This window comes from Bradyrhizobium sp. LjRoot220, assembly GCF_964252915.1.
Taxonomy (GTDB): Bacteria; Pseudomonadota; Alphaproteobacteria; order Rhizobiales; family Xanthobacteraceae; genus Bradyrhizobium.
Genome location: NZ_CAXUPS020000014.1, coordinates 41,463 through 65,258, shown reverse-complemented (window position 1 = coordinate 65,258; position 23,796 = coordinate 41,463). Strand labels below are relative to the sequence as shown.

Here is a 23,796-nt window from a genome sequence, read left to right as displayed (position 1 = left end):
ATTTCGCGCGCTCACGCGGGTGTCATGTTGCAAATCACCCGTGATGGATTTATAAGCGTGCGCATTGTCGCTCGAACCGGGGAGGATTTGCATGATTTCGTCTTATTCGCAGACCGCCCGCTCGCGTTCGATGCCTATGCTGGACGCTGTATCGGGCCTTTGAGCCCCAAATTCGCCGGCGCTGATCGGGCCTGACGTCCCGATCTCCAAATCTTCCCAACTAGTTACCGATTTTTCAACGACGCTTGCGTTTGGCCGTTCGCCGTTCGCGCGTCCTACAAATGGAGCCGGCGTGCGCGCAGAACGCGGTGCCGGATGAGGCCATGACCGTTCAAACCAACAAGCGTCCCACGGCGATACGCGTAGTGATTCCATTCGTGTTCCGCCACTGGCTCGAACAGCCCGGCCGCGCCACCGTTGTGGCCGGTGGTTTGCTGGGTGCGACCGCGGCCGACCTGTTCATGCCGCTGTTCTCCGGCCATCTGGTCGACGCGCTGACGCAAGGCGCATCCGATCCTGCGGCGCGGCGCGCGGCGTTGATCGCCTTTGGCGGCATCGTGGCGCTGGGCGCGGTGTCGATGATCCTGCGGCTGATCGGCCTGCAGGCGATCGTGCCGTTCACGCTGAAGATCATGTCCGACGTGTCGCGCGACGCCTTCATGCGCGTGCAGCGCTTCTCGACCGACTGGCACGCCAACTCGTTTGCCGGCTCGACGGTGCGCAAGATCACCCGCGGCATGTGGGCGATCGACCTGCTCAACGACACCATCCTGATGGCGCTGGCGCCGTCGTTGACGGTGCTGTTGGGCTCGATGATCCTGCTCGGGCTGCACTGGCCCTCGCTCGGCGCGGTCATCGCGGTCGGCACGGTGATCTATGTCTCGATGACGATCGCTTTTTCGATGAACTACATCGCCCCCGCCGCGCGCGTCTCCAACGCCTGGGATACCAAGGTCGGCGGTACGCTGGCGGATGCGTTGACCTGCAACGCGGTGGTGAAGTCGTTCGGCGCGGAAGGCCGCGAGGACGAACGGCTGGCCGGCGTCATCGGCCGCTGGCGCACGCGCGTGCGGCGGACCTGGATACGCTACAACTACACCTCGACGGCGCAGCTTGCGGTGTTGCTGTGCTTTCGCACGTCCGTGATCGGCGGCGCGATCCTGCTGTGGATGGCGGGCCGCGCCACGCCGGGCGACGTCACCTATGTCTTGACCAGCTACTACATCATCCATGCCTATCTGCGCGATGTCGGCATGCACATCAACAACCTGCAGCGTTCGGTGAACGACATGGAGGAACTGGTTGCGATCCATGCCGAGCCGATCGGCATTGCCGATGCGCCGGATGCCAAGCCGATCGACATCCAGGGCGGCCGTATCGTGTTCGACGCGGTGACGTTCCATTATGGCGGCCATCGCGATCCCCTGTATGACGGCCTGTCGGTGGACATCCGTGCCGGCGAGCGCGTCGGCCTGGTCGGGCGTTCCGGCTCGGGCAAGACGACATTCGTAAAACTGGTGCAGCGGCTCTACGACATCGGCGGCGGCAAGATCCTGATCGACGGTCAGGACATCGCCAAGGCGACGCAGCATTCGCTGCGCAGCCAGATCGCGATCGTGCAGCAGGAGCCGATCCTGTTTCACCGGTCGCTGGCCGAGAACATCGCCTATGGCAGACCGGGCGCCAGCATCGCGGCGGTCGAGCAGGCGGCGCGGCTAGCCAACGCGCACGAGTTCATCCTGCGGCTGCCGAAGGGCTACGGCACGCTGGTCGGTGAGCGCGGCGTCAAGCTGTCGGGCGGCGAGCGGCAGCGCGTGGCATTGGCGCGCGCGTTCCTGGCGGATGCGCCGGTGCTGATCCTGGACGAGGCGACTTCCAGCCTCGACTCGGAGTCCGAAGGCCTGATCCAGCAGGCGATGGAGCGGCTGATGAAAGGCCGTACCTCGATCGTGATCGCGCACCGGCTGTCGACGGTGCGCAGCCTTGATCGGATCCTGGTGTTCGATCGCGGCGAGATCGTCGAGCAGGGCACCCACGCGATGCTGACGGCCCGCGCCGGCGGTATCTATCGCGGGCTGTTCGAACGGCAGGCGACGGAGTTCGGCCGCATCTCGGCGGCGGAGTAAAGGCATTTGCGGCGCGTGGATCCCGGATGTTCCGGGGCCTGCGCGCCAAGGGCGGGTTTGAAATGAAAGACCTTACGCAGGGCTCCATCGTCAGCCACATCCTGGGCATGGCGCCACCGATCGTCGCCGGCTTGATCACGATCATGATCTGCCAGCTCGTCGATCTGTATTTCGTGGCGGGGCTCGGCGACGCCGCCGTCGCGGGCGTGGCGGCGGCGGGCAATCTGGCATTTCTCATCAACGGGCTGATGCAGGTGCTGGGCGTCGGCACCGTCGCGCTGATTGCGCATGCCGTCGGCCGCAAGGATCAGGCCGACGCCAATCTGGTGTTCAACCAGTCGCTCGGCCTGGCAGCCGTATGCGGGCTGCTGACATGGGTTGTGGGATCCGCGCTTGCCGGTGGTTACATGCGCATGGTGGCTGCCGATGAGGCCACCGTCGAGGCGGGCACGAAGTATCTGCTCTGGTTCATGCCCGCTCTGGCGTTGCAATTTGCCACGCAGGTGATGGCGGCCGCGCTACGCGGTACCGGTATCGTGCGGCCCAGCATGATCGTGCAGGCGCTCGCGGTGATCATCAATATCGCGCTTGCGCCGGTCCTGATTTCCGGCTGGGGCACCGGCTATCCGCTCGGCGTCGCGGGTGCGGGCCTTGCGAGTTCGGTTGCGGTGCTGATCGGCGTGCTGATGCTATGGATGTATTTCCGAAAGCTGGAGCACTATGTCGGCGTCGATCCCGCGCAACTGCGCCCGCGGCTTTCGCAGTGGAAGCGCATCCTCAATGTCGGCCTGCCGGCCGGCGGCGAGTTCGCGATCATATTCGTCTGGATGGGCGTGATCTATTACGCGTTACGCGACTTCGGCGCGGCGGCGCAGGCCGGTTTTGGCATTGGGACGCGTGTGCTCGGCCTCATTCAGATGCCGGCACTGGCGATCGCGCTCGCCGCCGGACCGATCGCCGGGCAGAATTTTGGCGCCGGCAACGCCGCACGCGTGAGGGAAACCTTCACCAAGGCGGCGCTGATTGCCACGGTGGTGATGATCGTTTTCACGATCCTTGCACAATGCTGGCCCGGGTTGCTGCTCGGCGGCTTCGCGAGCGACGGTCAGACGATCGCGGTCGCCGTCCTGTTCCTGCAACTGGTCTCGCTCAATCTCGTCGCGCAGGGATTCAATTTCGTGTGCTCCAGCATGTTCCAGGGACTGGGCAACACCAAGCCGGTGCTGCTGAGTTCCGGCGTACGCTTGATCACCTACGCCTTGCCGGTGCTCTGGCTGTCCGCAAGACCCGGTTTTCGCATTGAGTACGCGTGGTACCTGTCGAACCTGTCGACGACGCTGCAAGCCGTATTGAGTTTGTGGTTGCTGCATCTGGAATTCAGGAAACGCCTGCCGCCGCTCAAGTTGGCTTTGCCGGCGGAGTGACGCCTGGAACAGACGTCAACTCCGAATGATCGGGCACTTTGTGTCCGCGCGTGCGCGTCGAGATCGCGACGGTCGCGACCACGCCGGCGGCGAACAGCACGATTTGCGGCGTGATGGTCTCGTCGTTGAAAGCCGCCGCGAGCGCAAAGACCACGAAGGGCTGCAGCAATTGCACTTGCGATACCCGCGCGATGCCGCCCATCGCCATGCCGGCATTCCAGGCAAAGAAGCCGATCCATTGCGAGAACAGCGCGACATAGAGCAGCCCCAGCCAAGGCTTCAGTGGAATGTGGGCGACATCCGCCGGCATCGTCAGTACGGCCGCCGGGATCGAGAGCGGCAGTGCGATCACCAGCACCCAGCTGATGACTTCCCAGCCCGGCATCTGCGCGGTGAGGCGGCCGGAGAACGCATAACCGATCCCGGACGCGACGACCGCCGCGAGCAGAAACAGATCGCCGGCCGACAGCGCGCCGCCACCTTGTCGCAGCGCAAACGCGATCACCAAGGCTGCGCCCGCGAACGAGGCGATCCAGAACAGCGGCCGCGGCCGTTCATGGGTGATCATGACCGCGGCCAGGGCGGTCGCGATCGGCATGATTCCGAACACCACGCCGCCATGCGAGGCGTCGACGGTCTGTACCCCCACCGACATCAGGAACGGGAAGAGAATGGCGACGCAGAGCATCGTGATCACCAGTTGCGGCCACAGCGCGCGCGGCGGCAACGGGCGTCGCAGCACGACCAGCAAGACCAGCGAACACAGCCCGGCGATCACGGTGCGCAGCGAGGTCAGTGCAATCGGATCAATCGCCGACACCGCGATCCGCGTCGCCGGCAGCGTGCCGCCAAAAATCAGCACGCCGACAAAACCCAGCAACAGACCGAGGTGTGCGCGCGAAAAAGTTGGAGAGTTCATGATGCGACTGATTAACCGCTTTGCAGTTCAGCGTACAGCAATCTACTCGGAGCACATGGCGGCCATGCGCCGCTAACTCGGAGCAATGCTGCTCCACACCAATCCGAGCCCGGACAAAAACAGCAGGCCCAGCACGATGTCGTAGAAATTGCGATCACTGAGGGCGTGATAAACCCGCATTCCGATCCGCGCCCCGATCAGTGTGCCCGGCAGCGCCAGCACCGCAAGCCAGAACACCTCCGCCTTGACGAAGCCGCTGGCGATCTGCAGCAGCAGGGCGGCGCCGAGCACAGTACCGTTGAAGATCTGGAACACGCCGCGGCGCTGATCCTTGGTCCAGCCGCGCACGCTCGCCCACAGGGTCGGCAGCGGGCCGGACAGGCCGGCGAGGCCGCCAAGGATGCCACCGGCAAATCCGACAGCGGCGTCCGCCGGCCGGCCGCCGAACCGAAACGCCATCGGCTTGCGGATGAAAAACAGCGCGGCCGGAAATGCCAGCAGCATCACCCCGACGCTCAGCTTGAATGTTTGCGGATCGGCCTGCGCGACCAGCAGCGCCCCGATCGGCATGCCGGCGAGCCCGCCAATAACGAACGGCGCCGCCAGTCTGAAGTCGAGCACCTTCCACATGGTCGGCAGCGTCGAGATCTGCGAAGAGACCGAGCAGATCAGCACCAGGGGGACGGCAACCGAAGGCGGCAGCACATAGAGCCAGATCCCCAGCGCCATCAGCGCCGTTCCGAAACCGGCGAGGCCGGATACGAACCCGCCGGCAAGCGCGCCAAAAAGCAACAGCGCGTAGGTGGAGGTTTCCAATTTTTTCTTTCCCACCGTCATTCCGGGGCGATGCGCAGCATCGAACCCGGAATCTCGAGATTCCGGGTCTGGTCCTTCGGACCATCCCGGAATGACGTTTGTTGAATTGAGCGCGACATTTACACGACGGCGCCAGCAGGTACTATCGCAATTCAAGCCTTCAACAATAACTTCATGGAAACTGCCCCGATGAACGCAACCTCTGCAAAGACCTTCCTTGTCTGTCACGGCGCGTGGTCGGCGGGCTGGGCGTGGAAGAAGGTGCATCCGCTGATGCGTGCCGCCGGGCACCGCTTGATCACGCCGAGCTACACCGGGCTTGGCGAGCGCGTACATCTGGCCAACCCCTCGATCGATCTCGAAACCCATATCGAGGATATGCTCAACGTCATCAAATACGAGGATCTGCGTGACATCGTCCTGATCGGCCACAGCTATGGCGGCATGGTCGCGACCGGCGTGGCCGATCGCGACCGCGATCGCGTCGCGCAACTGATCTATGTCGACGCCTTCGTGCCTGACGATGGCCAGTCGCTGTTCGACCTGAACACGGTGGCGGTGCAGAAGCTTGCGGATAGCGGTGACGGCTGGCGCGTGCCGCCAAATCCGACGCCGCCCGACACCGCGGAGGCCGATCTCGCGTGGCTCAACGCGCGCCGTGTCGACATGCCGATCAAGTGTTTCGAGACCAGGCTCAAGCTGCAAGGCGGCAGGCTGACGCTGCCGCGCAGCTATATCTACGCCACCCGCTTTCCGCCGGCCGATACGTTCGGGCCGTTCGCGAGGAAGACGAAGAGCGATCCGGCATGGCGCTATTTCGAGATCGACGCCAGCCATTCGCCGAATGTCACCGCGCCGGAAGCGCTGATGGCATTGCTGGACAAAATCGTGGCGTAAAACAGGGGAGGTCGGAGCTATGGCGGCCAGGACGACGGCGGTCATCGAGAAATGGTCGACCGGCTTGGTCGAGCCGGAACGACGTCTGGACTATTGGATTGGCGCCGTCTGCGAATGCTTTCTCGAGATGGATATCACGACGCCAGTCAGGTCGGACTTCGACTGCTCGGTTCAGCGCGGGCAGCTGGACACCATCGGGGTCAATCGCGTCGAGGGCTCGGCGCAGCACGTCTACCGCAGGAAAGCCAGCCTGGCGCGCAGCGCATCGAACTTCTACTATTTGCTTTGCAAAACCGACAACGACTGGACGGTCATGCAGAACGGCCACGCGTCGCGCCTGCAGCCCGCCGATCTCGTGCTGCTGGACTCCCGGCGCTGCTATGAATTCAATTTTCCGGTGACCGCGAACACGCTGTCGCTGGAGTTGCCGATCGCATGGGTCGATTCATGGATCACCGATCCCGAGCGGCGCATCGGACAGCGTATCGACGGCCGTGCCGGCTGGGGCGCGGCGCTCAGCGCCTTTGCTTGCCAGTTGACGCCCCAACTGGCGATCGAGCGGCCGCTGCCAGCGCGGGTTCTGACTGACCAGCTTGGCGCGCTGCTGGCACTGGCGTTTGAGAGCGAGATTCCGGCCACGCCGTCCGAGGCGCGCGACGCCACGAAGCTGCTGGACCAGATCGGCCGTGCCATTCGGCTGCTCTACGCCGAGCCGGGTTTGACCGCTGCGACCGTCGCGGGGCATCTGCGTGTCTCCGAGCGCACGCTGCATCGCTGTCTCAACAAGTCAGGCCTGACGTTTAGCGGACTGCTCAACGAGTGCCGGATGGCGGCTGCGCGCCGGATGCTGAGCGAGCCGAGGTTCGATCACATCGGCGTCGGTGGAATCGGGTTGCGGGTCGGTTTGCCCGATCCATCGCATTTCATCCGGCAATGCCGCCGACATCTCGGCATGACGCCGGGCGCGTTCCGGCGGCACCGCTGACCCGTTTCTGAAATGCCGCTGGCGTAAATCGTCAATGGCCGTGGCCGGATTCAGCCATCCGGGGAATGTTATTCCTATCAATCTCTGATTTTTCAAAATCGGGGAGATGGGAATGACGGACCTGTATGTCCTTGTTCACGGGGCGTGGCACACCGGTGCCGAGATGGAAGCGGTCGCAGGGCACTTGCGAAAAGCCGGTCATGTCGTGCATTGCCCGACGGTTGCCGGCAACAACAAGGACGACGACCGCGACAGGATCGGGCTCGATCAGGCGATTTCGTCGGTTGTTGCCTACATTGAAGCGAACAATCTGCGGGACATCCGGCTGGTCGGCCACTCCTATGGGGGAATGCTGATTTCGGGCGTCGCCGACCGTTTGACGGACAGGATCAAGCGCCTCGTCTATGTCAATGCCTTCGTCCCGCTGGACGGGGAGTGTCTCAACGACATGGTGCCGCCGCACTATGTGGGGCTGTTCGATGCGGTGGCTGCGGCCAACAACAACGCCGTCATGCTGCCGTTTGAAATCTGGCGCGATGCCTTCATCAACGACGCCGACCTCGAACTGGCCAAGTCCGCGTTCGCCAAACTCAACCCGCATCCCTACAAGACATTTACCGACAGGATCGCACTAAAGCGTCCGCTGGCGGAACTGCCGATCGGCAAGTCCTACGTCAATTGCCGGCAGGACATCGCCATGCCGCACAGCCTGCCATGGCATCCGCGATTGTCGGAGCGTCTGGGCCTGTTCCGCCTCGTCGAGTGCGACGGCAGCCACGAAATGTTCTTCAGCAACCCGGCGCGGCTGGCACAGGCGATCGGCGAGGCGGCCCGCGACTAGAGCCTTTCCGTTCCGATTGAATCGGAACGGGGCTCTAGATTCTTGGTTTGACGCGTTTTCTTGACGCGAACCGGTATCCACTTCGCTGGAAAACGCTCTGGGGCCCCTTCTATCTTTGCATGGGGTTGTTTTCGCGATTTTGTGTCCGGGGCCTGCGGCTCGAATGGCGAGGGGTCCGGCGCGTTACGCCGAACCCCTCATTTCTTCGTCCTCTAGACGTGTTTTCTTCACGCGAACCGGAAGTCCACTTCGCTCGAAAACGCTTTAGAGCATCAGCCAGCCTGTAAGCCGGGTTTTGTAGGGCACCGCCCGCTTGCGCGGACGATACGTGACGGCCATTCCTCTGGGACCATGTTTGCACATGGCCTCGAGCAACCTACCCGGACGGCGAGCCTGACATCGCCCTGCGGCGTTTTCGCTTTCGCGAACGGCCCGCGTTGCCGTCCCTATTCGGTTTTGCTCCCGGTGTGGTTTGCCATGCCGGTTCCGTTGCCGGACCCGCGGTGCGCTCTTACCGCACCTTTTCACCCTTGCTGCCCCTCCCTTTCGGGTGGGGAGCGGTTCGTTCTCTGTGGCACTTTCCCTGGGGTCACCCCCGCCGGACGTTATCCGGCACCGTATGTCGATGGAGCCCGGACTTTCCTCTCCCGCAGCCTTTCGACCGTAGCGGGAGCGGCCGTCCGGCCGACTGACGCCTAAAGGCATGGGGGCTCCGGGCCGTGGCGTCAAGCCACCAACCCGCGCAAAATAAACTATCCTGAAAATGTCGTTTCGCGTGCCGCCCGTTCGACTGGGTGTCGGCGATCCAGCCGATCAAGAGGAGTAATGAGATGCAGTACCTGTTGCTAATCTATCAGAACGAGGCCGAGTTTGGCAAAATGGACGCCGCGGCGCGCAAGGCATTGACGGCGGAATACGGCGCATACACCCAATCCATCGTTCAGAGCGGCCATTTCAAGGCCGGCGACGGCTTGCAGCCGACGACGACCGCGACCACGGTGCGGGTTCGCGACGGCAAGACGCTGACCACGGATGGTCCATTCGCGGAGACGCGCGAACAGCTTGCCGGCTATTATCTGGTCGAGGCCAAGGATCTCGATACCGCGCTGGCGATCGCCGCGCGCATTCCCGGCGCCAGGACGGGGTCGGTCGAGGTGCGGCCGGTCATGGTTTATGACTAGGTTTCTCGTCATTCCGGGGCGCGAAGCGAACCCGGAATCTCGAGGTTCCGGGTTCGACGCTTCGCGTCGCCCCGGAACGACGGTGGTTAGTAGCGCTCCCCGATGACCCCCATCGAGATCGAAAAAATATTCCGCGATGAGGCGGGCAGGGCGTTGGCGACCCTGATCCGCCTCGTCGGCGATTTCGATCTTGCCGAGGATGCGCTGCAGGACGCGTTCGCGGTGGCGCTGGAGCGCTGGTCGATCGCCGATGTGCCGGCCAATCCGCGGGCCTGGCTGGTCAATGTCGGGCGCAACAAGGCCATCGATCGCGTTCGCCGCAACGTCGCGTTTCGCGGCAAGCAACAGGAGTTGACGCGCGAAATCCTGCTCAGCGCGTCGGAACCGTGCGAGTCCACGGACGGCGTGCTCGACGACGACATGCTGCGGCTGATCTTCACGTGCTGCCATCCGTCCTTTGCCGCGGAAGTGCAGGTGGCGCTGACGCTGCGCACGGTGTGCGGGCTCTCGACGGCACAGGTCGCGCGCGCGTTTCTCGCCAGCGAAGACGCAATGGCGCAGCGGCTGGTTCGCGCCAAGCAGAAGATCCGCCTCGCCGGCATCGCCTACGAAGTTCCGGAACGCGAAGCGCTGGAGCCGCGGCTGCGCGGCGTGCTCGCGGTGATCTATCTGGTCTTCACCGAAGGCTATGTCGCGACCTCGGGCGAAGACCTGATGCAGCCCGATCTGGCCCGCGAGGCGATCCGGCTGGCGAGGCTGCTCGACACGCTGATGCCCGGCCGCGGCGAGATCAAGGGATTGCTGGCGCTGATGCTGCTGCATGATTCACGCCGCGCCGGCCGCCAGACCGCGGGCGGCGACATCGTGCTCCTGGAAGAGCAGGACCGTTCGGTGTGGAATCAAGCCCAGATATCGGAGGGCCTGAAGCTGGTGGAAGAGGCGTTGCGGATTCCGGGGCGGCCGCAATCCTATGCGGTGCAGGCGGCGATCGCCGCGCTGCATGCGCGCGCGCCCAATTACCAGGACACAGACTGGCCGCAGATTGCCGGCCTCTATGAAGTGTTGCTGCGGATCAGCCCCTCGCCGGTGATCGAACTCAATCATGCCGCCGCGGTGTCGATGGTCGACGGGCCGGCGCGGGCGCTCGACCTGATCGACGCGCTGGAGGCGCGCGGCGGATTGAAGGGCTATGAACTGCTGCCGGCGGTCCGCGCCGATCTGCTGCGCCGCCTGGGCCGGCGCGATGCGGCGCAAGAAGCCTATCAGGCGGCGACATCAGCGACGCAACTGGAGCCGTTGCGGCGACTTTATGCGCGGCGGATGGCGGAACTCTAGTCGTCATTGCGAGCCAACGGGTCGCGCGAACGCGCGCCCGATGACAGGCTCCGCGAAGCAATCCATAGCCCGCCTAGCCGGAGCATGGATTGCTTCGCTGCGCTCGCAATGACGGTTGAAAAATCTCGCCTTGCTTACTTCGCGGCCACGGACGTCGGCGTCGCATCAGCCGGCAAACTCGCGAGCAGCGCGTGCAGTGTGTTCATGGTCGAAAGATCGGCGATGCCATCGACGCGGGCGGGACGGAAGTGGCGCTGGAACGCGGTGACCACTTCCATGGTCGGGCCGTCGAACTTGCCGTGGTTCGGCACGTTGTAACCGTACCGGGCCAGGGCAGTCTGCAGACCGGCGACGTCATCGCTGATGCTGCCCAGCTTGAGCGTTTCGCCGCGTACGATCGGCGCCGGCTGCACCCAATGGCCGACGCCGGAATTGGCCAGCGAATGCCACGGGAATTTTTCGCCGGGGTCCTTCTTGCGCGCAGGTGCGACGTCCGAATGCGCGAGCACGCGATGCGGCGGTACGTTGCGGCGGAGCATGATGCCGCGGCACAGCGCGATCACGGCGGCGATCTGGCGCAGCGGGAAATCCGGATAGCCCCAGTCGTGGCCGCGATTGATGATCTCGACTCCGATCGAACAGGAGTTGATGTCTTCTTCCCCGGCCCAGAACGAGGCGCCGGCATGCCAGGCGCGCTTGCTCTCCGGCACGCATTGTACGATGCGGCCGTCTTCCAGCACGATGTAGTGCGCCGATACGTCGGTTCCCGGGGTGCAGAGCTGGGCGATCGCGCCTTCCACATCCGGCATGCCGGTGTAGTGCAGCAGGATCATGTCGGGCAGGCGCCCCTTGTTGCGGTCGCCATAATTCGCCGACGGGATCACGTCGGAGGCAATCGAGGAATCCGGGGTAAAAGTCTTCATGTCCGCGTTGGCCCTGGGAATGGGAAGGGCGCGTTGACGCTTCGAATCAATACCGCCAGACGTGAACGAACCAGAGGCCATTATATATCAACCCAAACCGGGCAGGAGAGCGGCAACCCGCGAATTCCAGAAAATGAACTGAGTTTACTATTCCTTTACCTTGTCATCAGCGCAATCCGGCAGCCGGGCCCGGTTTCGCATTTTGCCGGACTGTGTGCGGCAGGCATCACTGGCTCTGCCAGTGAGCCGGGCATCACCGGGCTCGCCAGTGAGCCGGGGCATCACTGGGTGTGCCAGTGAGCCGGGGCATCACGGCCCAAAAATTGACTAGAAAGCGCGCAAAAGCCGCGGCCGATCGTCAACGCTTTCTTAACGCTAAGTGCCGTTACTAAGTAATGAAGAGCCGAACCGGTTTTGGGGACGGCCGAGGCCCTCTTTCACGCTCGAAAAGCCATGGCAGCCCAGCAAATTCCGTCCGGAAAACAGGGTTTGCGGGCTGGAGCTGATAACAACAGTCGCGCCTCGCAGCGGTTTTTTGGCCGGAACAACCCGGCAAAGCGCAGGGATTTGAGGCGCAATGGGCCCGTTGGCGTCCAGTTTCCGTTCTATACGCTGGAATACGCCGAAGGCCGGCGAATGACCGCGGCTGCCTCCCGTCATATCTCCGTTCTCGGCCGTGAGGCGGTCGAGATGCTCACCCCCCGCGACGGCGGCATCTATGTCGACGCCACCTTTGGGGCGGGCGGCTATAGCCGGATGATCCTGGAAACCGATGGAACCCGGGTGATCGGCATCGACCGCGACCGGTCGGCGATATCAGGCGGCTTCGATCTGGTCGATCAATCCCGCGGCCGGCTGACCCTGGTCGAAGACCGCTTCTCCAAGCTCGCCGAGGTCTGCGCCGCGCAGGGCATTGATGCCATCGATGGCGTCGTGATGGACGTTGGTGTCTCCTCGATGCAACTCGACCAGGCCGAGCGCGGCTTTTCGTTCCGGCTTGGTGGCCCGCTCGACATGCGGATGGGTCATGACGGCCCGACCGCGGCCGATGTGGTCGCCAAAGCGTCCGAAGCCGATCTTGCCAACATCATCTACATCTTCGGCGAAGAGCGTCACTCCCGCGGCGTCGCGCGCGCCATCGTCGCCGCCCGCAAGGAAGCGCCGATCACGACCACGAAGGCGCTCGCCGATATCGTCGGCAAGGTGGTGCGCTCCAAGCCGAACGAAATTCATCCGGCGACGCGGACGTTCCAGGGCTTGAGGATTTTCGTTAACGCGGAACTCGACGAGCTGCATCTCGCGCTGTCAGCGGCGGAACGCGTGCTGAAGCCGGGTGGCCGGCTCGCCGTGGTGTCGTTTCATTCGCTGGAAGACCGCATCGTCAAGGATTTCCTTAACCAGCGCGGCAAGTCCGGCGGCGGATCGCGGCATCTGCCTGAGGTCGCGCAGGCCGTGCCGAGTTTCCAGATCCTGACCAAGCGGCCGGTGACGCCCGGCGAAGCAGAGATCGCGGCCAATCCGCGTGCACGATCGGCAAAACTGCGTGGCGCCGAGCGCACCGCGGCACCGGCGCATGCCGCTAGCGCGTTGCCGGCATGGCCGACCATCGACAGCGTCATGAGGGGAGGCTGATCATGCGGATCATCCACCTCCTCGTGATCGGCATGCTGGTGTTCGCCGCCTCCTATGTCTACCGCATCAAGATGGAATCGACCTCGCGCACCGAGCGTGTGCTGCGGCTGAACGCGGAAATCCGCGAGCAGCGCGACGCTATCGCAGCGCTGCGCGCGGAATGGGCCAAGCTCGACGCGCCGCTGCGGCTGCAGGGCCTTGCCGACCGGCATTTGCCGCTGAAGCCGCTGGTCGCCACGCAGTATGACCAGTTGAAGAATTTGCCGGAGCGGCCGCCCAGCTTTGCCAGGCCGGGCGCGCCCGATCCGATCGGCGCGATGATCAATACCATCGAGGCCGCCGCCGATGCATCGACCGTGACCGGCTCCGTGCCCGCGCCGGGAGATCAGCAATGACCGACCGGGCGCTTGTGACCACCAAACCCGCAAGGCCTGCCGAACCCTGGCGGCAGCGGCTGATCCGCAGCCTGCTCTACGGGCGCAACGTCGATCGCGCCGCGAAGGCGCGGGCCCGCGTCGGATTTGCCGTGCTGGCGTTCGCCGTGGTGTATGCCATTCTCGCCGGACGCCTCGTCATGTTTGCGATCGGCGCCGACAGCCACACCGCGGGTCGCACCGGCTCGCGCGACGCGATTGCCACGGCGCGGCCCGACATCGTCGATCGTAACGGCGAGATCCTGGCGACCGACGTCAAGTCGCCCAGCCTGTTCGGCGAGCCGCGCCGCATCATCGACAAGGACGAAGCGATCGAACTCCTGACCGCGACACTGCCTGACCTCGACACCATTGAGGTGCGCGAGCGGCTGTCGTCGCGCAAGGGCTTTGCCTGGCTGAAGCGCGAGATCACGCCGAAGCAGCAGCAGGCCATTCATCGTCTCGGCATTCCCGGCATCGGCTTCCTGCGCGAGAACAAGCGCGTCTATCCGACCGGCGCCTCGGTCGCCCATCTGATCGGCCTGGTCAATATCGACAACCAGGGCATCGCCGGGATGGAGAAATGGCTCGACAATAACGGGTTGGCCGATCTGCACCGCGCCGGCTTCGCCACCGACCGGCTGCAGCGGCCGGTGGAATTGTCGATCGATTTGCGCGTGGAGCATGCGCTACGCGACGAACTGATGAAGGCGAAGGAGAAGTACAAGGCCAAGGCCGCCTCCGGCCTCGTCTCCAATGTCAGGACTGGCGAGATCGTCGCACTGGTGTCGTTGCCGGACTTCGATCCGAACAACCCGAAAGAGGTGCACGACCCCGACCGCATCAACCGCCTGACCACCGGCGTGTATGAAATGGGTTCGACCTTCAAGGCGCTGACGCTGGCGATGGCGCTGGATTCCGGCAAGGCCAACCTCAACACGCTGTATGACGGGCGGGGTACGCTGAAATTCGGCAAATTCACCATCCACGATACGCATCCCGTCGGCCGCTCGATCACGCTGACGGAGGTATTCACGTTTTCCTCGAACGTCGGCGCGGCCAAGATCGCGCTGGGGCAGGGCGTCGAGGCGCACAAGGCGTTCCTGAAAAAGCTCGGCCAGATGGACCGGCTGCGCACCGAATTGCCGGAGAGCGCGTCGCCGATCGTGCCGAAGCGCTGGAGCGAACTCAACACCATCACCATTGCCTTCGGTCACGGCATTGCAGTTGCGCCGTTGCAGGCGGTGATGGGCATCAACGCGGTCGTCAACGGCGGCTACCTGATCCCGCCGACCTTCCTCAAGCGCTCGGAAGAAGAAGCCAAAGCGATCGGCAAGAAGGTGCTGAAGACCGAAACGTCGGACAAGATGCGCTATCTGATGCGGCTGAACGCTGAAATCGGAACCGCGAAGAAAGCCGACGTGAAAGGCTATTATATCGGCGGCAAGACCGGCACCTCGGAAAAGGTGGTCGGCGGACGCTACTCCAAGAAGCAGGTGCTCAACTCATTTACCGCCGTGATTCCGGCCGACAACCCGCAATTTCAGCTCTTGGTCATGCTGGACGAGCCGAAGGCGCTGCCGGAAACGCACGGTTTTATCACCTCGGGCTGGAACGCGGTGCCGACCGGCGGCAAGGTGATCGCCCGTATCGGGCCGCTGCTCGGCGTCGAACCGCGCTTCGATTTGCCGCCGTCCGAGCGCCTCATTCTTGCGGCATCGAAGACAACCCAGTAAGGCGTTATTTCAAGCGCCGAGCTGCGCCGGCCGGACTGGAAGACATGAGACTTCGCGACCTCTTCAGCAATGATGCTGCGATCGAGCCGCAGGCGGAAGCGCTCGACGTCACGGGCCTGGCGGTGGACAGCCGCGCGGTGAAGCCCGGCGATTTGTTTTTTGCGCTCGCCGGCAGCAAGACCGATGGTTCGCGCTTTGTCGATGCAGCCATCGCCTCGGGCGCGATGGCGATCGTGGGCGATCACCCGATCAAGGATTGCCGCGTGCCGTTTGTCACGACGCCAAATCCACGCCGCGCGCTGGCGCTGGCGGCGGCAAGATTCTATCCGAAGCAACCTCAGATGATCGCAGCCGTCACCGGCACGAGTGGAAAAACCTCGGTCGCGGCGTTCACGCGCCAGATCTGGCAACAGCTCGGCCACGCCTCCGCCAGCATCGGCACCATCGGCCTGGTGTCGCCGAAACGCACGGTCTATGGGTCGCTGACGACGCCGGACCCGATCGCGCTGCATCGCCAGCTCGACGAGATCGCAGGTGATGGCGTCACCCACCTCGCCTTTGAAGCGTCGTCGCACGGGCTCGACCAATACAGGCTCGATGGCGTGCGCATCGCCGCCGGCGGGTTTACCAATTTGACGCGCGACCACATGGATTATCATCCTGACGTGGCGCATTACCTCGCCGCCAAGCTGCGCTTGTTCCGCGATCTCATCGCGGCCGACGGTGCGGCCGTGATCTCGGCCGATCATGATTGCTCGCGGCAAGTGATCGACGCCGCGCGGGAACGGAAACTGCGGATCATCGCCGTCGGCCGCAACGCCGACGAGGCGGGTGAGGGCATCCGTCTGGTCGACGCCGTGGTCGATGGTTTTGCGCAGAAGCTGACGCTTGAACATCGCGGGCGCAGGCACCTGATCAAGCTGCCGCTGGTCGGCGAATTCCAGATCGAGAACGCGCTGGTCGCGGCGGGGCTCGCGATCGGGACCGGTAGCGAGGCTGCGGCGGTGCTCGCCAGCCTCGAACATCTCGAAGGCGCCAAAGGGCGTCTGGAGCAGGTCGGCGAGCATAATGGTGCGCCGATCTTCGTCGATTACGCGCACAAGCCGGACGCGCTGGCGAAGGCGCTGCAGGCGCTGCGGCCTTATGCCAGGCGCGAGCTGGTCGTGGTGTTCGGCTGCGGCGGCGACCGTGACGCCGGCAAGCGCCCGCTGATGGGCGCGATCGCGGTCGAGAACGCCGATCATGTGATTGTCACCGACGACAATCCGCGCAGCGAGAATCCGGCAAAAATTCGCGCCGCCATCCTGGACGCCGCCAAGGGCGCCGATGACATCGGCGATCGCGCGGAAGCCATCAAGGCCGGCATTGCGGCGTTGCAGCCGGGCGACGCGCTATTGATCGCCGGCAAGGGTCACGAGACCGGCCAGATCGTCGGCGACAAGACGTTGCCGTTCAGTGATCACGACGCGGTCGCGGCCGCGCTCGCGGAGAGGACGACATGAGCGCTGCGCCGTTGTGGACGATCGCCGAAGTGGCCCGGGCTTTAGGCGTGGCCGGGAAGTTTCCCGACACCGCGATCGATTTCGTCACGCAGGACAGCCGGCTGGTAAAGCCCGGATGCCTGTTCGTGGCGCTCAGCGGCACGCCGAGCGGCGGCTTCATTTCGAGTTTCGCCAGCGCGCGCGACGGCTGGGAATTCGCCGACAAGGCGGAAGCCGCCGGCGCCGTGGCGATGATCGTGCCGCACAAGATCGAAGGCGTCAGCGTTCCCCAGCTGATCGTTGAGGATACGCTGATCGACGGCCTCTGGGGCCTGGCGCGCGCGGCGCGGGCGCGGTTCAAGGGGTCTGTCATTGGGCTCACCGGCAGCGCCGGCAAGACCAGCACCAAGGAATTCCTCGCCGCCTATCCGAACGCCTATGCCAGCCCGAGCAGTTTCAATAATTTCTGGGGCGTGCCGCTGACGCTGTGCAATGCCAGCCCCAGCGCCTCGTTGTGGGTGGTGGAAATGGGCATGAACCAGACCGGCGAAATCGCGCGGCTCAGCGAACTGACGCAGCCGACCGTGGCGCTGGTGGTAAACGTACAACCGGTGCATCTGGAAAAGCTCGGCAGCCTGGAGGCGATCCGGCGCGAAAAGGTCAGCATCGCGCAGGGCCTCCCGCAAAATGGCGTGCTGGTGCTGCCGACCGAAGTCGAAGCGCCGGAATGGAACGGCAGGCTTGTCCGCTTCGGTGGCACGTCCGAGGTGCGCGAATTGAATCGCACCGCGCATGGCGAAAGCTGGGACGTTTCAGCGCAGGTCGGTGGCAAGGAGATTTCGTTCGGCCTGACGCCGGGCGCGCCGCACCGCCTGCAGAACGCGCTGGCCGCGCTGGCATCGGTCCATGCCGCCAACCTCGATGCTGCGGAACTCGCCAAAGAACTCGGCAAGGTCGGCATCATGACCGGGCGCGGGGTCGAGCAGACCGCCGCCGGCGTGACCGTCATCGACGACAGCTTCAACGGCAACCCGGCCAGCATGGTCGCGGCGCTCGACAGCCTGAAGGCGCGGCCGGTCGCGTCCGGCCGGCGGATCGCCATCATGGGCGACATGCTGGAACTCGGCCCCGACGCGCCGGCCTATCATGTCAGGCTGGCCAAGGATCTGCCCGGCATCGACGGCGTCTATTGTGTCGGCCCGCTAATGCGCCATCTGTACGACCTGCTGCCGGCCCATCACGCGCTCGGCTGGCATGAAGACCCCGCCACGCTGGAGCCGCAGAAAGTCGCCGCATTGTTGCAAAGCGGTGACGTCGTGGTGGTCAAGGGCAGCAAAAAGATGTTCTGGGTCAACAAGTTTGTGCCCAAGCTGCTGGCCGCCTTACAGGCAAAAGCGTAAACTGGCCGGGTCGACCCACCCGTGATGTCAGCGGTGATTCGCTGATGTGCCGCCGCGATCATGACCAGGAATTGCTTGGTTCCTGGGATGAAAACGATTGTCAACGCGCTTGCAATGCGCTTACCCGGCAAGACGGCGCAACCAAGCCGCGCAATAGGGCATATTGAATGTTTTACTGGCTGATCGAACTTTCCAACACCGTCCCCGCTTTCTCTTTTCTGCGCGGTCTCCTCAACGTATTCCGTTACATCACCTTCCGCACCGGCGGGGCGATGGTGACGGGCGCGCTGTTCGTGTTCCTGTTCGGACCCTGGATCATCGATCATCTGCGGCTGCGTCAGGGCAAGGGGCAGCCGATTCGCACCGACGGCCCGGCGTCGCACATCATCGCCAAGAAGGGCACGCCGACGATGGGCGGGCTGATGATCCTGTCCGGCCTCGTCGTTTCGACGTTGCTGTGGGCCAACCCGCTCAACCCCTATGTCTGGATCGTGCTGGCGGTGACGCTCGGCTTCGGCTTCGTCGGCTTCTACGACGATTATCTGAAAGTGACGCAACAGACCCACAGCGGTTTTGCCGGCAAGTTTCGTCTCGCCATCGAAGGCTTGATCGCGTTGATCGCCTGTTATGCGCTGGTGCGGCTCGGGCGCGATGTGACGTCGACGTCGCTGGCGATTCCTTTCCTCAAGGACATGGTGTTCAATTTCGGCTGGTTCTTCGTGATCTTCGGCGCCTTCGTCATCGTCGGCGCCGGCAACGCGGTCAACCTCACCGACGGCCTTGACGGCCTCGCGATCGTTCCCGTGATGATCGCGGCCGCCAGTTTCGGCATGATCGCCTATCTGACCGGAAACGCTGTATTCTCCGACTACCTGCAGATCAGATACGTCGCCGGCACCGGCGAACTCGCGGTGCTGTGCGGCGCGGTGCTCGGCGCGGGCCTCGGATTCCTCTGGTTCAACGCGCCGCCGGCCTCGATCTTCATGGGCGATACCGGCTCGCTCGCGCTCGGCGGCATGCTGGGGGCGACGGCGGTCGCGGTCAAACACGAGATCGTGCTGGCCGTGATCGGCGGTCTGTTCGTGCTGGAAGCGGTATCGGTCATCGTGCAAGTGGTGTCGTTCAAGCTGACCGGCAAACGCGTATTCCGGATGGCGCCGCTGCATCATCATTTCGAGCAGAAGGGCTGGACCGAACCGCAGATCGTGATCCGGTTCTGGATCATCTCGGTGATGCTGGCACTGGCCGGCCTCTCCACGCTGAAGCTGCGGTGATAATTTGATCCCCGTCACTTCCTTCGCCGGCAAGACCGTTGCCGTCTTCGGGCTCGGCGGATCCGGGCTCGCCAGCTGCCACGCCCTCAAGGCCGGCGGCGCGGAGGTGATCGCTGCTGACGACAGCGCCGACAACGTCGCCAAGGCGGCGCAGGACGGTTTTACGACGGCGGATTTGCGCAACGTCCCCTGGGATAATTTCGCCGCGCTGATCCTGACCCCCGGCGCACCGCTGACCCATCCGGCGCCGCATTGGTCGGTGCTGATGGCGCGGCAGGCCGGCGTCGAGGTGATCGGCGACATCGAATTGTTCTGCCGGGAACGAAGGCGTCACGCACCGGACGCGCCGTTCGTCGCCATCACCGGCACCAACGGCAAATCCACCACCACGGCGCTGATCGCGCACCTGATGAAGGTCGCCGGTTACGACACCCAGATGGGCGGCAATATCGGCACCGCGATCCTGTCGCTGGAACCGCCGCGGATGGGGCGGGTGCATGTGGTCGAGATGTCGTCCTACCAAATCGATCTGGCGCCCTCGCTCGATCCCTCCGTCGGCATTTTGCTCAATGTCAGCGAAGACCATATCGACCGCCACGGCACATTGGAGCATTACGCGGCGGTGAAGGCGCGCCTGGTGGCCGGCGTGCAGCCGCAGGGCACCGCCATCGTCGGCGTCGACGACGGCTGGTGCCGCAACATCGCCGACCGGCTCGATCAGGCCGGCAAGCGCGTGGTGCGCATCTCCGTCAGGAACCCGCTGGCCGACGGCATCTATGTCGAGCGCGAAACCATCGTCCGTGCCTCCGGTGGCGCGCGCAGCGAAATCGCATTGCTCGGCGGCATCGGCTCATTGCGCGGCCTGCATAATGCGCAGAATGCCGCCTGCGCCTCGGCCTGCGCGCTGGCGATGGGGATCTCGACCGACGTCCTGCAGAACGGCCTGCGCAGTTTCCCCGGTTTGGCGCACCGCATGGAGCAGGTCGGCCGCCGCGGCAACGTGCTGTTCGTCAACGATTCAAAAGGCACCAACGCGGACGCCGCGGCGCATGCGCTGTCGTCATTCGCTGACATCTTCTGGATTGCCGGCGGCAAGCCGAAACTCGGCGGCATTACCAGCCTCACCGAATATTTCCCGCGCATCCGCAAGGCTTACCTGATCGGCGAAGCGGCGCAGGAATTTTCCGGTACGCTCGGGACCCGCGTGCCGCACGAGATCTCGCAAACGCTCGATGTCGCCGTCGCCAGCGCCGCGCGCGACGCCGAAGCCTCAGGCCTCACCGATCCCGTGGTGCTGCTGTCGCCGGCCTGCGCCTCGTTCGACCAGTACCGCAATTTCGAAATCCGCGGCGCCAGGTTCCGCGATCTCGTCACGGCGATGCCGGGCGTGAAGCCGGTGGTGTGATGGCCAGGTCCGTCCGGCCAGCATGCGCGGCGGCTGGCTTCGTTTGGTCGCTCGTGCTAAGTTTTCGCTATGGAAACTTCATTGACCAGTGGCCTCCCCAACGGATTTTTGTCGGAACTGGAGAAGAGGTTTTTCTGGTGGGAGCCTGTCGGTTCGGAGCCCCGTTCGGATGCAAGAATCCTGGCCCAGGCGATGAGCATGGCAGGTTTCGCGGAGGTGCGGCGGTTGGAGCGAATGCTTGGCTACGATCGGCTCGCCGAGACGATGCTTCGGGCCGAGCCGGGATGGATTGACGAGCGTTCATGGGAGTTTTGGCGTGGCCGCTTGATGCGAGCTACCGGCCGCTCGATACCCGATGCAGCTCCGGTGAGATCGTTCCATGTCGGACCCGTTTGACCCTCGGATCGAAATCCTTCCGCCGGCCCAGAAGGAGATCTGGCCCCAGCTCGCTCCAGCGCCCGATCTGTCCCTGGTACTGTATGGCGGCACTGCCGTCGCGCTCCATCTGGGCCATCGCGTCTCGATCGATTTCGATTTCTTCAAGGCCGAGCCCCTGGAGAAAGCGCGGATTGAGGCAAGCTTTCAGTTTGTCCGAAATGCGTGGACCATTCAGGAAGACGAAAATACCCTTGTCATGGACGTGTCGATGCCATCCGGCCTGGTCAAGGTATCCTTCTTCGGGGGACTAACGCTGGGCCGCATCAATGATCCGCTCCGAACGAGGGATCGGGTGCTTGTGGTTGCTTCGCTCGAGGACCTGCTTGCCACCAAGCTGAAGGCAATTTTGGACCGGGCTGAAGCCAAGGATTATCGCGACATCTCAGCGATGTTGTCAGCCGGCGTTTCGCTGGAAAAGGCGTTGGGGGCATTCACCGCGAACTACCGAAGAGATCCCGCGCTTCCTCTCAAGGCCCTGGGTTTCTTCAAGGACGGCGATTTGCCGTCTCTTCCCAAGACCGATCAAGACCTGCTTCGGACTGCCCGAGACCGGGTTTCCGACGTGCCTGATGTCTGTCTGTTGAAGGGATTGCTTCCGGTTCGATGACTTCGGATGGGGGCGCAGAACGGCGCGACGTTCCGCGATCCGGTTATGGCGATGGCGGGTGTGAAGGCGGTGGTGTGACGATGCGGAAGCGGCTTTCGGTCGGAGTTTTCATCGTTGCACTATTCGGTTTGATTGGCGGCGCCTTTCTCTATCTCGATTCTGCCTTCAGCAAATTCGGTGAATGTCGCATTCTCCATTTGACTTCGACCCCATCCCCGGACGGGAGCAAGTCAGTCATAACATTCAGAAAAGAGTGCGGGGCGACGGTACCCGACAGTACGCACGCGAGCATTGCTTCAACCGGCGCGTCCCTCTCGCCCGCAGCGCCCCCACCGTTTTTCAGTGTTCGCGGTAACCAGAACGTCGTCGCCGCCTGGAGTGGCGAGCATGCTGTCAGAATAGGTCTCATTCCTGGCGGCGATACGTTCTATAAGCGCGAACGGAGCGTTGGTGACATCAAGATAGAGTACGAATGATCCATCGCTCTATTCCTTCGACTTCGCACTCCGACTTGCACGCACCGGCTTGAACAGATCGAGATCGATCGCCTGGCCCATCGCCAGATAACCCGTGCGATTGGGATGCAGCTTGTCGCCGGCGCCTCCTGTCGTGCTGTCGGGAACGAATTCCGGCTTGAGGCCGCCCGATTGCGGATCGAGCGTCGCCTTGTCGAAATCGATCACGCCGTCGAATGTGCCTGACGTGCGGATGAAGTCGTTCAGCGCTTTCCGCTTGGCGTCCTGTTCGGCGAAACCATGCGCTGCGCTGGAACTGCCCAATGCCGTCGTCACGGTGGCGCCGATGATTTTCACATGCGGCCATTTTGCGCGCAGCCGCGCGACGCCTTCCTTCATCGCGGCAATGACCTTGTCGCTTTCGGCGTTGCCGTTCTTGCTGAAGTCGTTGATGCCTTCCAGCCAGATCAGGCTGGAGATGCCCGACAGCGTCAGCACGTCGCGCTCAAGCCGCTGGCCTGATGCGGGGCCGCCGGGGAACGGTTTGTTTGCGCCGTACTCGGCCGGACCGGCGATCTGGTTGCCGCCGATGCCGCCATTCACCACCGCGACCTTGTTGCCATGGATCGCCTTGAGGCGGCGCGAGAGCACGTTGGGCCAGCGGTCGTCGCCGTTCATGGTAGACGCCGTGCCGTCGGTGATGGAATCGCCGAACGCCATGATCGCGAAGGCGTCGGTCGGCGCCGTCATCTCGATGGCATCGAGGAAGAACCATGACGCGGTCGTATACGGAAATGCCGCCTCGTCCTCCACGGTGCTCTTGGATCCGGCGCCGGGCGCGGTGACGTAGGACGTCGTCAGCGCCTTGGCGTGCCATGTCATCGGACCGCTTTCGCCGGCGATGTGAAAGCTCACCGCGAGCTTGCGACCGGCGAGGTTGTCGGGCTGCCCTGCCAACGGCAGCGTGACCGGGTCGCTCCAGACCGAACTGCCGGGCGGGACGGTGACGGACATTTTGCCGCCAAACGTCACCAGGCGATTGGAGCCGCGCAGCAGCGCCGCACTGCCCAATTGCAGGCCGGCACAAACGCCGTCGAAGGTCACGGGCCTGGTGCCGAAGGCGTTGCTGAAACGGAGGCGAGCCTGACGGCCCCACAAATCGGGCCGCACGATCAGGCGAAAAGTCTGGTCCCGCGCGCCGGCCGCAGGATCGGGGAACGCAAATTTCTGGTCAGGCTGGGCGGAAGGGTTGCCGACGGGGTAGGGTCCCTGGACCGAACCCGTCCATGACACCACCCAGTTCTCTTCCTTGGCGGATGCGCCCTGAAGCGATGCGACCAGCAGCGACGCCGCGACGAGACAGGTGAGCGATTGCATGGTTTCCCCCTTGTGATTTTGGGCCCACCCTAGTGCGTTTTCCAGCGAAGTGGATACCGGTTCGCGTCAAGAAAACGCGTCAAATCTCGAATCCTGTTCCGATTCTGATCGGAACAGGACTCTAGAGCCGC

20 protein-coding genes and 1 other RNA gene are annotated in these 23,796 nt (G+C 63.8%); 16 read left to right on the top strand and 5 right to left on the bottom strand.

Going from position 1 to position 23,796, the window contains the following annotated elements; genetic code table 11:
* The first annotated feature begins 323 nt into the window (after positions 1–323).
* Both ACSQ84_RS33905 and ACSQ84_RS33900 read left to right on the top strand, forming a co-directional pair.
* The gene (locus ACSQ84_RS33905; RefSeq protein ID WP_436216098.1) at positions 324–2,126 is read left to right on the top strand and encodes an ABC transporter ATP-binding protein; all 1,803 of its coding nucleotides are present in this window, start codon (positions 324–326) and stop codon (positions 2,124–2,126) included.
* Positions 2,127–2,188: 62 nt separating this feature from the next.
* Positions 2,189–3,550, top strand: a complete 1,362-nt coding sequence (locus tag ACSQ84_RS33900; protein WP_436216097.1) for an MATE family efflux transporter — start codon at positions 2,189–2,191, stop codon at positions 3,548–3,550.
* Here the strand turns inward: ACSQ84_RS33900 and ACSQ84_RS33895 are convergent.
* Entirely contained in the window at positions 3,525–4,469 is a 945-nt protein-coding gene (locus ACSQ84_RS33895; RefSeq protein ID WP_436216096.1) for a DMT family transporter, read from the bottom strand. The genes ACSQ84_RS33900 and ACSQ84_RS33895 overlap by 26 nt on opposite strands.
* A gap of 72 nt (positions 4,470–4,541) precedes the next feature.
* Positions 4,542–5,285 carry a sulfite exporter TauE/SafE family protein gene (locus ACSQ84_RS33890; RefSeq protein WP_436216095.1) on the bottom strand — a complete coding sequence of 248 codons (744 nt, stop codon included), beginning with the start codon at positions 5,283–5,285 and terminating at the stop codon, positions 4,542–4,544.
* Between the two features lie 174 nt (positions 5,286–5,459).
* On the opposite strand from ACSQ84_RS33890, the gene ACSQ84_RS33885 reads away from it, so the two are divergent.
* The 3 genes from ACSQ84_RS33885 to ACSQ84_RS33875 all read left to right on the top strand — a co-directional run bounded on the left by ACSQ84_RS33885 (position 5,460) and on the right by ACSQ84_RS33875 (position 8,008).
* Entirely contained in the window at positions 5,460–6,182 is a 723-nt protein-coding gene (locus ACSQ84_RS33885; protein WP_436216094.1) for an alpha/beta fold hydrolase, read from the top strand.
* Between the two features lie 19 nt (positions 6,183–6,201).
* Complete coding sequence (locus ACSQ84_RS33880; RefSeq protein ID WP_436216093.1) at positions 6,202–7,167, top strand: AraC family transcriptional regulator; 966 nt, start codon at positions 6,202–6,204, stop codon at positions 7,165–7,167.
* A gap of 112 nt (positions 7,168–7,279) precedes the next feature.
* Complete coding sequence (locus ACSQ84_RS33875) at positions 7,280–8,008, top strand: alpha/beta hydrolase (RefSeq protein ID WP_436216092.1); 729 nt, start codon at positions 7,280–7,282, stop codon at positions 8,006–8,008.
* Positions 8,009–8,276: 268 nt separating this feature from the next.
* Here the strand turns inward: ACSQ84_RS33875 and rnpB are convergent.
* Positions 8,277–8,700, bottom strand: an RNA gene (gene rnpB, locus ACSQ84_RS33870) — RNase P RNA component class A.
* Positions 8,701–8,838: 138 nt separating this feature from the next.
* Here rnpB and ACSQ84_RS33865 point away from each other — a divergent pair.
* A complete protein-coding gene (locus tag ACSQ84_RS33865; protein ID WP_436216091.1) occupies positions 8,839–9,189 on the top strand; it encodes a YciI family protein in 351 nt (116 codons plus the stop codon).
* A 102-nt stretch (positions 9,190–9,291) separates the two neighbouring features.
* Complete coding sequence (locus ACSQ84_RS33860; RefSeq protein WP_436216090.1) at positions 9,292–10,524, top strand: RNA polymerase sigma factor; 1,233 nt, start codon at positions 9,292–9,294, stop codon at positions 10,522–10,524.
* Between the two features lie 134 nt (positions 10,525–10,658).
* Here the strand turns inward: ACSQ84_RS33860 and ACSQ84_RS33855 are convergent, their stop codons facing one another.
* A complete protein-coding gene (locus ACSQ84_RS33855; protein ID WP_436216089.1) occupies positions 10,659–11,528 on the bottom strand; it encodes an N-acetylmuramoyl-L-alanine amidase in 870 nt (289 codons plus the stop codon).
* Between the two features lie 555 nt (positions 11,529–12,083).
* Between ACSQ84_RS33855 and rsmH the strand changes: the two genes are divergently transcribed.
* The 9 genes from rsmH (at position 12,084) to ACSQ84_RS33810 (ending at position 22,309) form a co-directional block, all read left to right on the top strand.
* Positions 12,084–13,079 (top strand): 16S rRNA (cytosine(1402)-N(4))-methyltransferase RsmH, encoded by a 996-nt coding sequence (gene rsmH, locus ACSQ84_RS33850; protein WP_436216088.1) that lies wholly within the window; start codon positions 12,084–12,086, stop codon positions 13,077–13,079.
* Positions 13,080–13,081: 2 nt separating this feature from the next.
* The gene (gene ftsL, locus ACSQ84_RS33845; RefSeq protein WP_436216087.1) at positions 13,082–13,474 is read left to right on the top strand and encodes a cell division protein FtsL; all 393 of its coding nucleotides are present in this window, start codon (positions 13,082–13,084) and stop codon (positions 13,472–13,474) included.
* Positions 13,471–15,228, top strand: coding sequence for a peptidoglycan D,D-transpeptidase FtsI family protein (locus ACSQ84_RS33840; protein ID WP_436216086.1), 1,758 nt, complete (start codon positions 13,471–13,473; stop codon positions 15,226–15,228). The genes ftsL and ACSQ84_RS33840 overlap by 4 nt, the downstream gene beginning before the upstream one ends.
* 44 nt (positions 15,229–15,272) lie before the next feature.
* On the top strand, positions 15,273–16,730 hold the full coding sequence (locus ACSQ84_RS33835) for a UDP-N-acetylmuramoyl-L-alanyl-D-glutamate--2,6-diaminopimelate ligase (RefSeq protein ID WP_436216085.1): 1,458 nt from the start codon (positions 15,273–15,275) through the stop codon (positions 16,728–16,730).
* Complete coding sequence (locus tag ACSQ84_RS33830) at positions 16,727–18,109, top strand: UDP-N-acetylmuramoyl-tripeptide--D-alanyl-D-alanine ligase (protein WP_436216084.1); 1,383 nt, start codon at positions 16,727–16,729, stop codon at positions 18,107–18,109. Before ACSQ84_RS33835 ends, ACSQ84_RS33830 begins: the two co-directional genes overlap by 4 nt.
* Before the next feature lie 167 nt (positions 18,110–18,276).
* Positions 18,277–19,383, top strand: a complete 1,107-nt coding sequence (mraY, locus tag ACSQ84_RS33825) for a phospho-N-acetylmuramoyl-pentapeptide-transferase (RefSeq protein ID WP_436216083.1) — start codon at positions 18,277–18,279, stop codon at positions 19,381–19,383.
* Positions 19,384–19,387: 4 nt separating this feature from the next.
* Positions 19,388–20,788 carry a UDP-N-acetylmuramoyl-L-alanine--D-glutamate ligase gene (gene murD / locus ACSQ84_RS33820; RefSeq protein ID WP_436216082.1) on the top strand — a complete coding sequence of 467 codons (1,401 nt, stop codon included), beginning with the start codon at positions 19,388–19,390 and terminating at the stop codon, positions 20,786–20,788.
* A 379-nt stretch (positions 20,789–21,167) separates the two neighbouring features.
* On the top strand, positions 21,168–21,833 hold the full coding sequence (locus ACSQ84_RS33815; protein WP_436216081.1) for a nucleotidyl transferase AbiEii/AbiGii toxin family protein: 666 nt from the start codon (positions 21,168–21,170) through the stop codon (positions 21,831–21,833).
* Positions 21,830–22,309: a hypothetical protein gene (locus tag ACSQ84_RS33810; RefSeq protein ID WP_436216080.1), complete on the top strand. Its 480-nt coding sequence runs from the start codon at positions 21,830–21,832 to the stop codon at positions 22,307–22,309. The genes ACSQ84_RS33815 and ACSQ84_RS33810 overlap by 4 nt, the downstream gene beginning before the upstream one ends.
* A gap of 9 nt (positions 22,310–22,318) precedes the next feature.
* On the opposite strand, the gene ACSQ84_RS33805 is transcribed toward ACSQ84_RS33810, so the two are convergent.
* The gene (locus ACSQ84_RS33805) at positions 22,319–23,665 is read right to left on the bottom strand and encodes a GDSL-type esterase/lipase family protein (protein ID WP_436216079.1); all 1,347 of its coding nucleotides are present in this window, start codon (positions 23,663–23,665) and stop codon (positions 22,319–22,321) included.
* Positions 23,666–23,796: the final 131 nt, after the last annotated feature.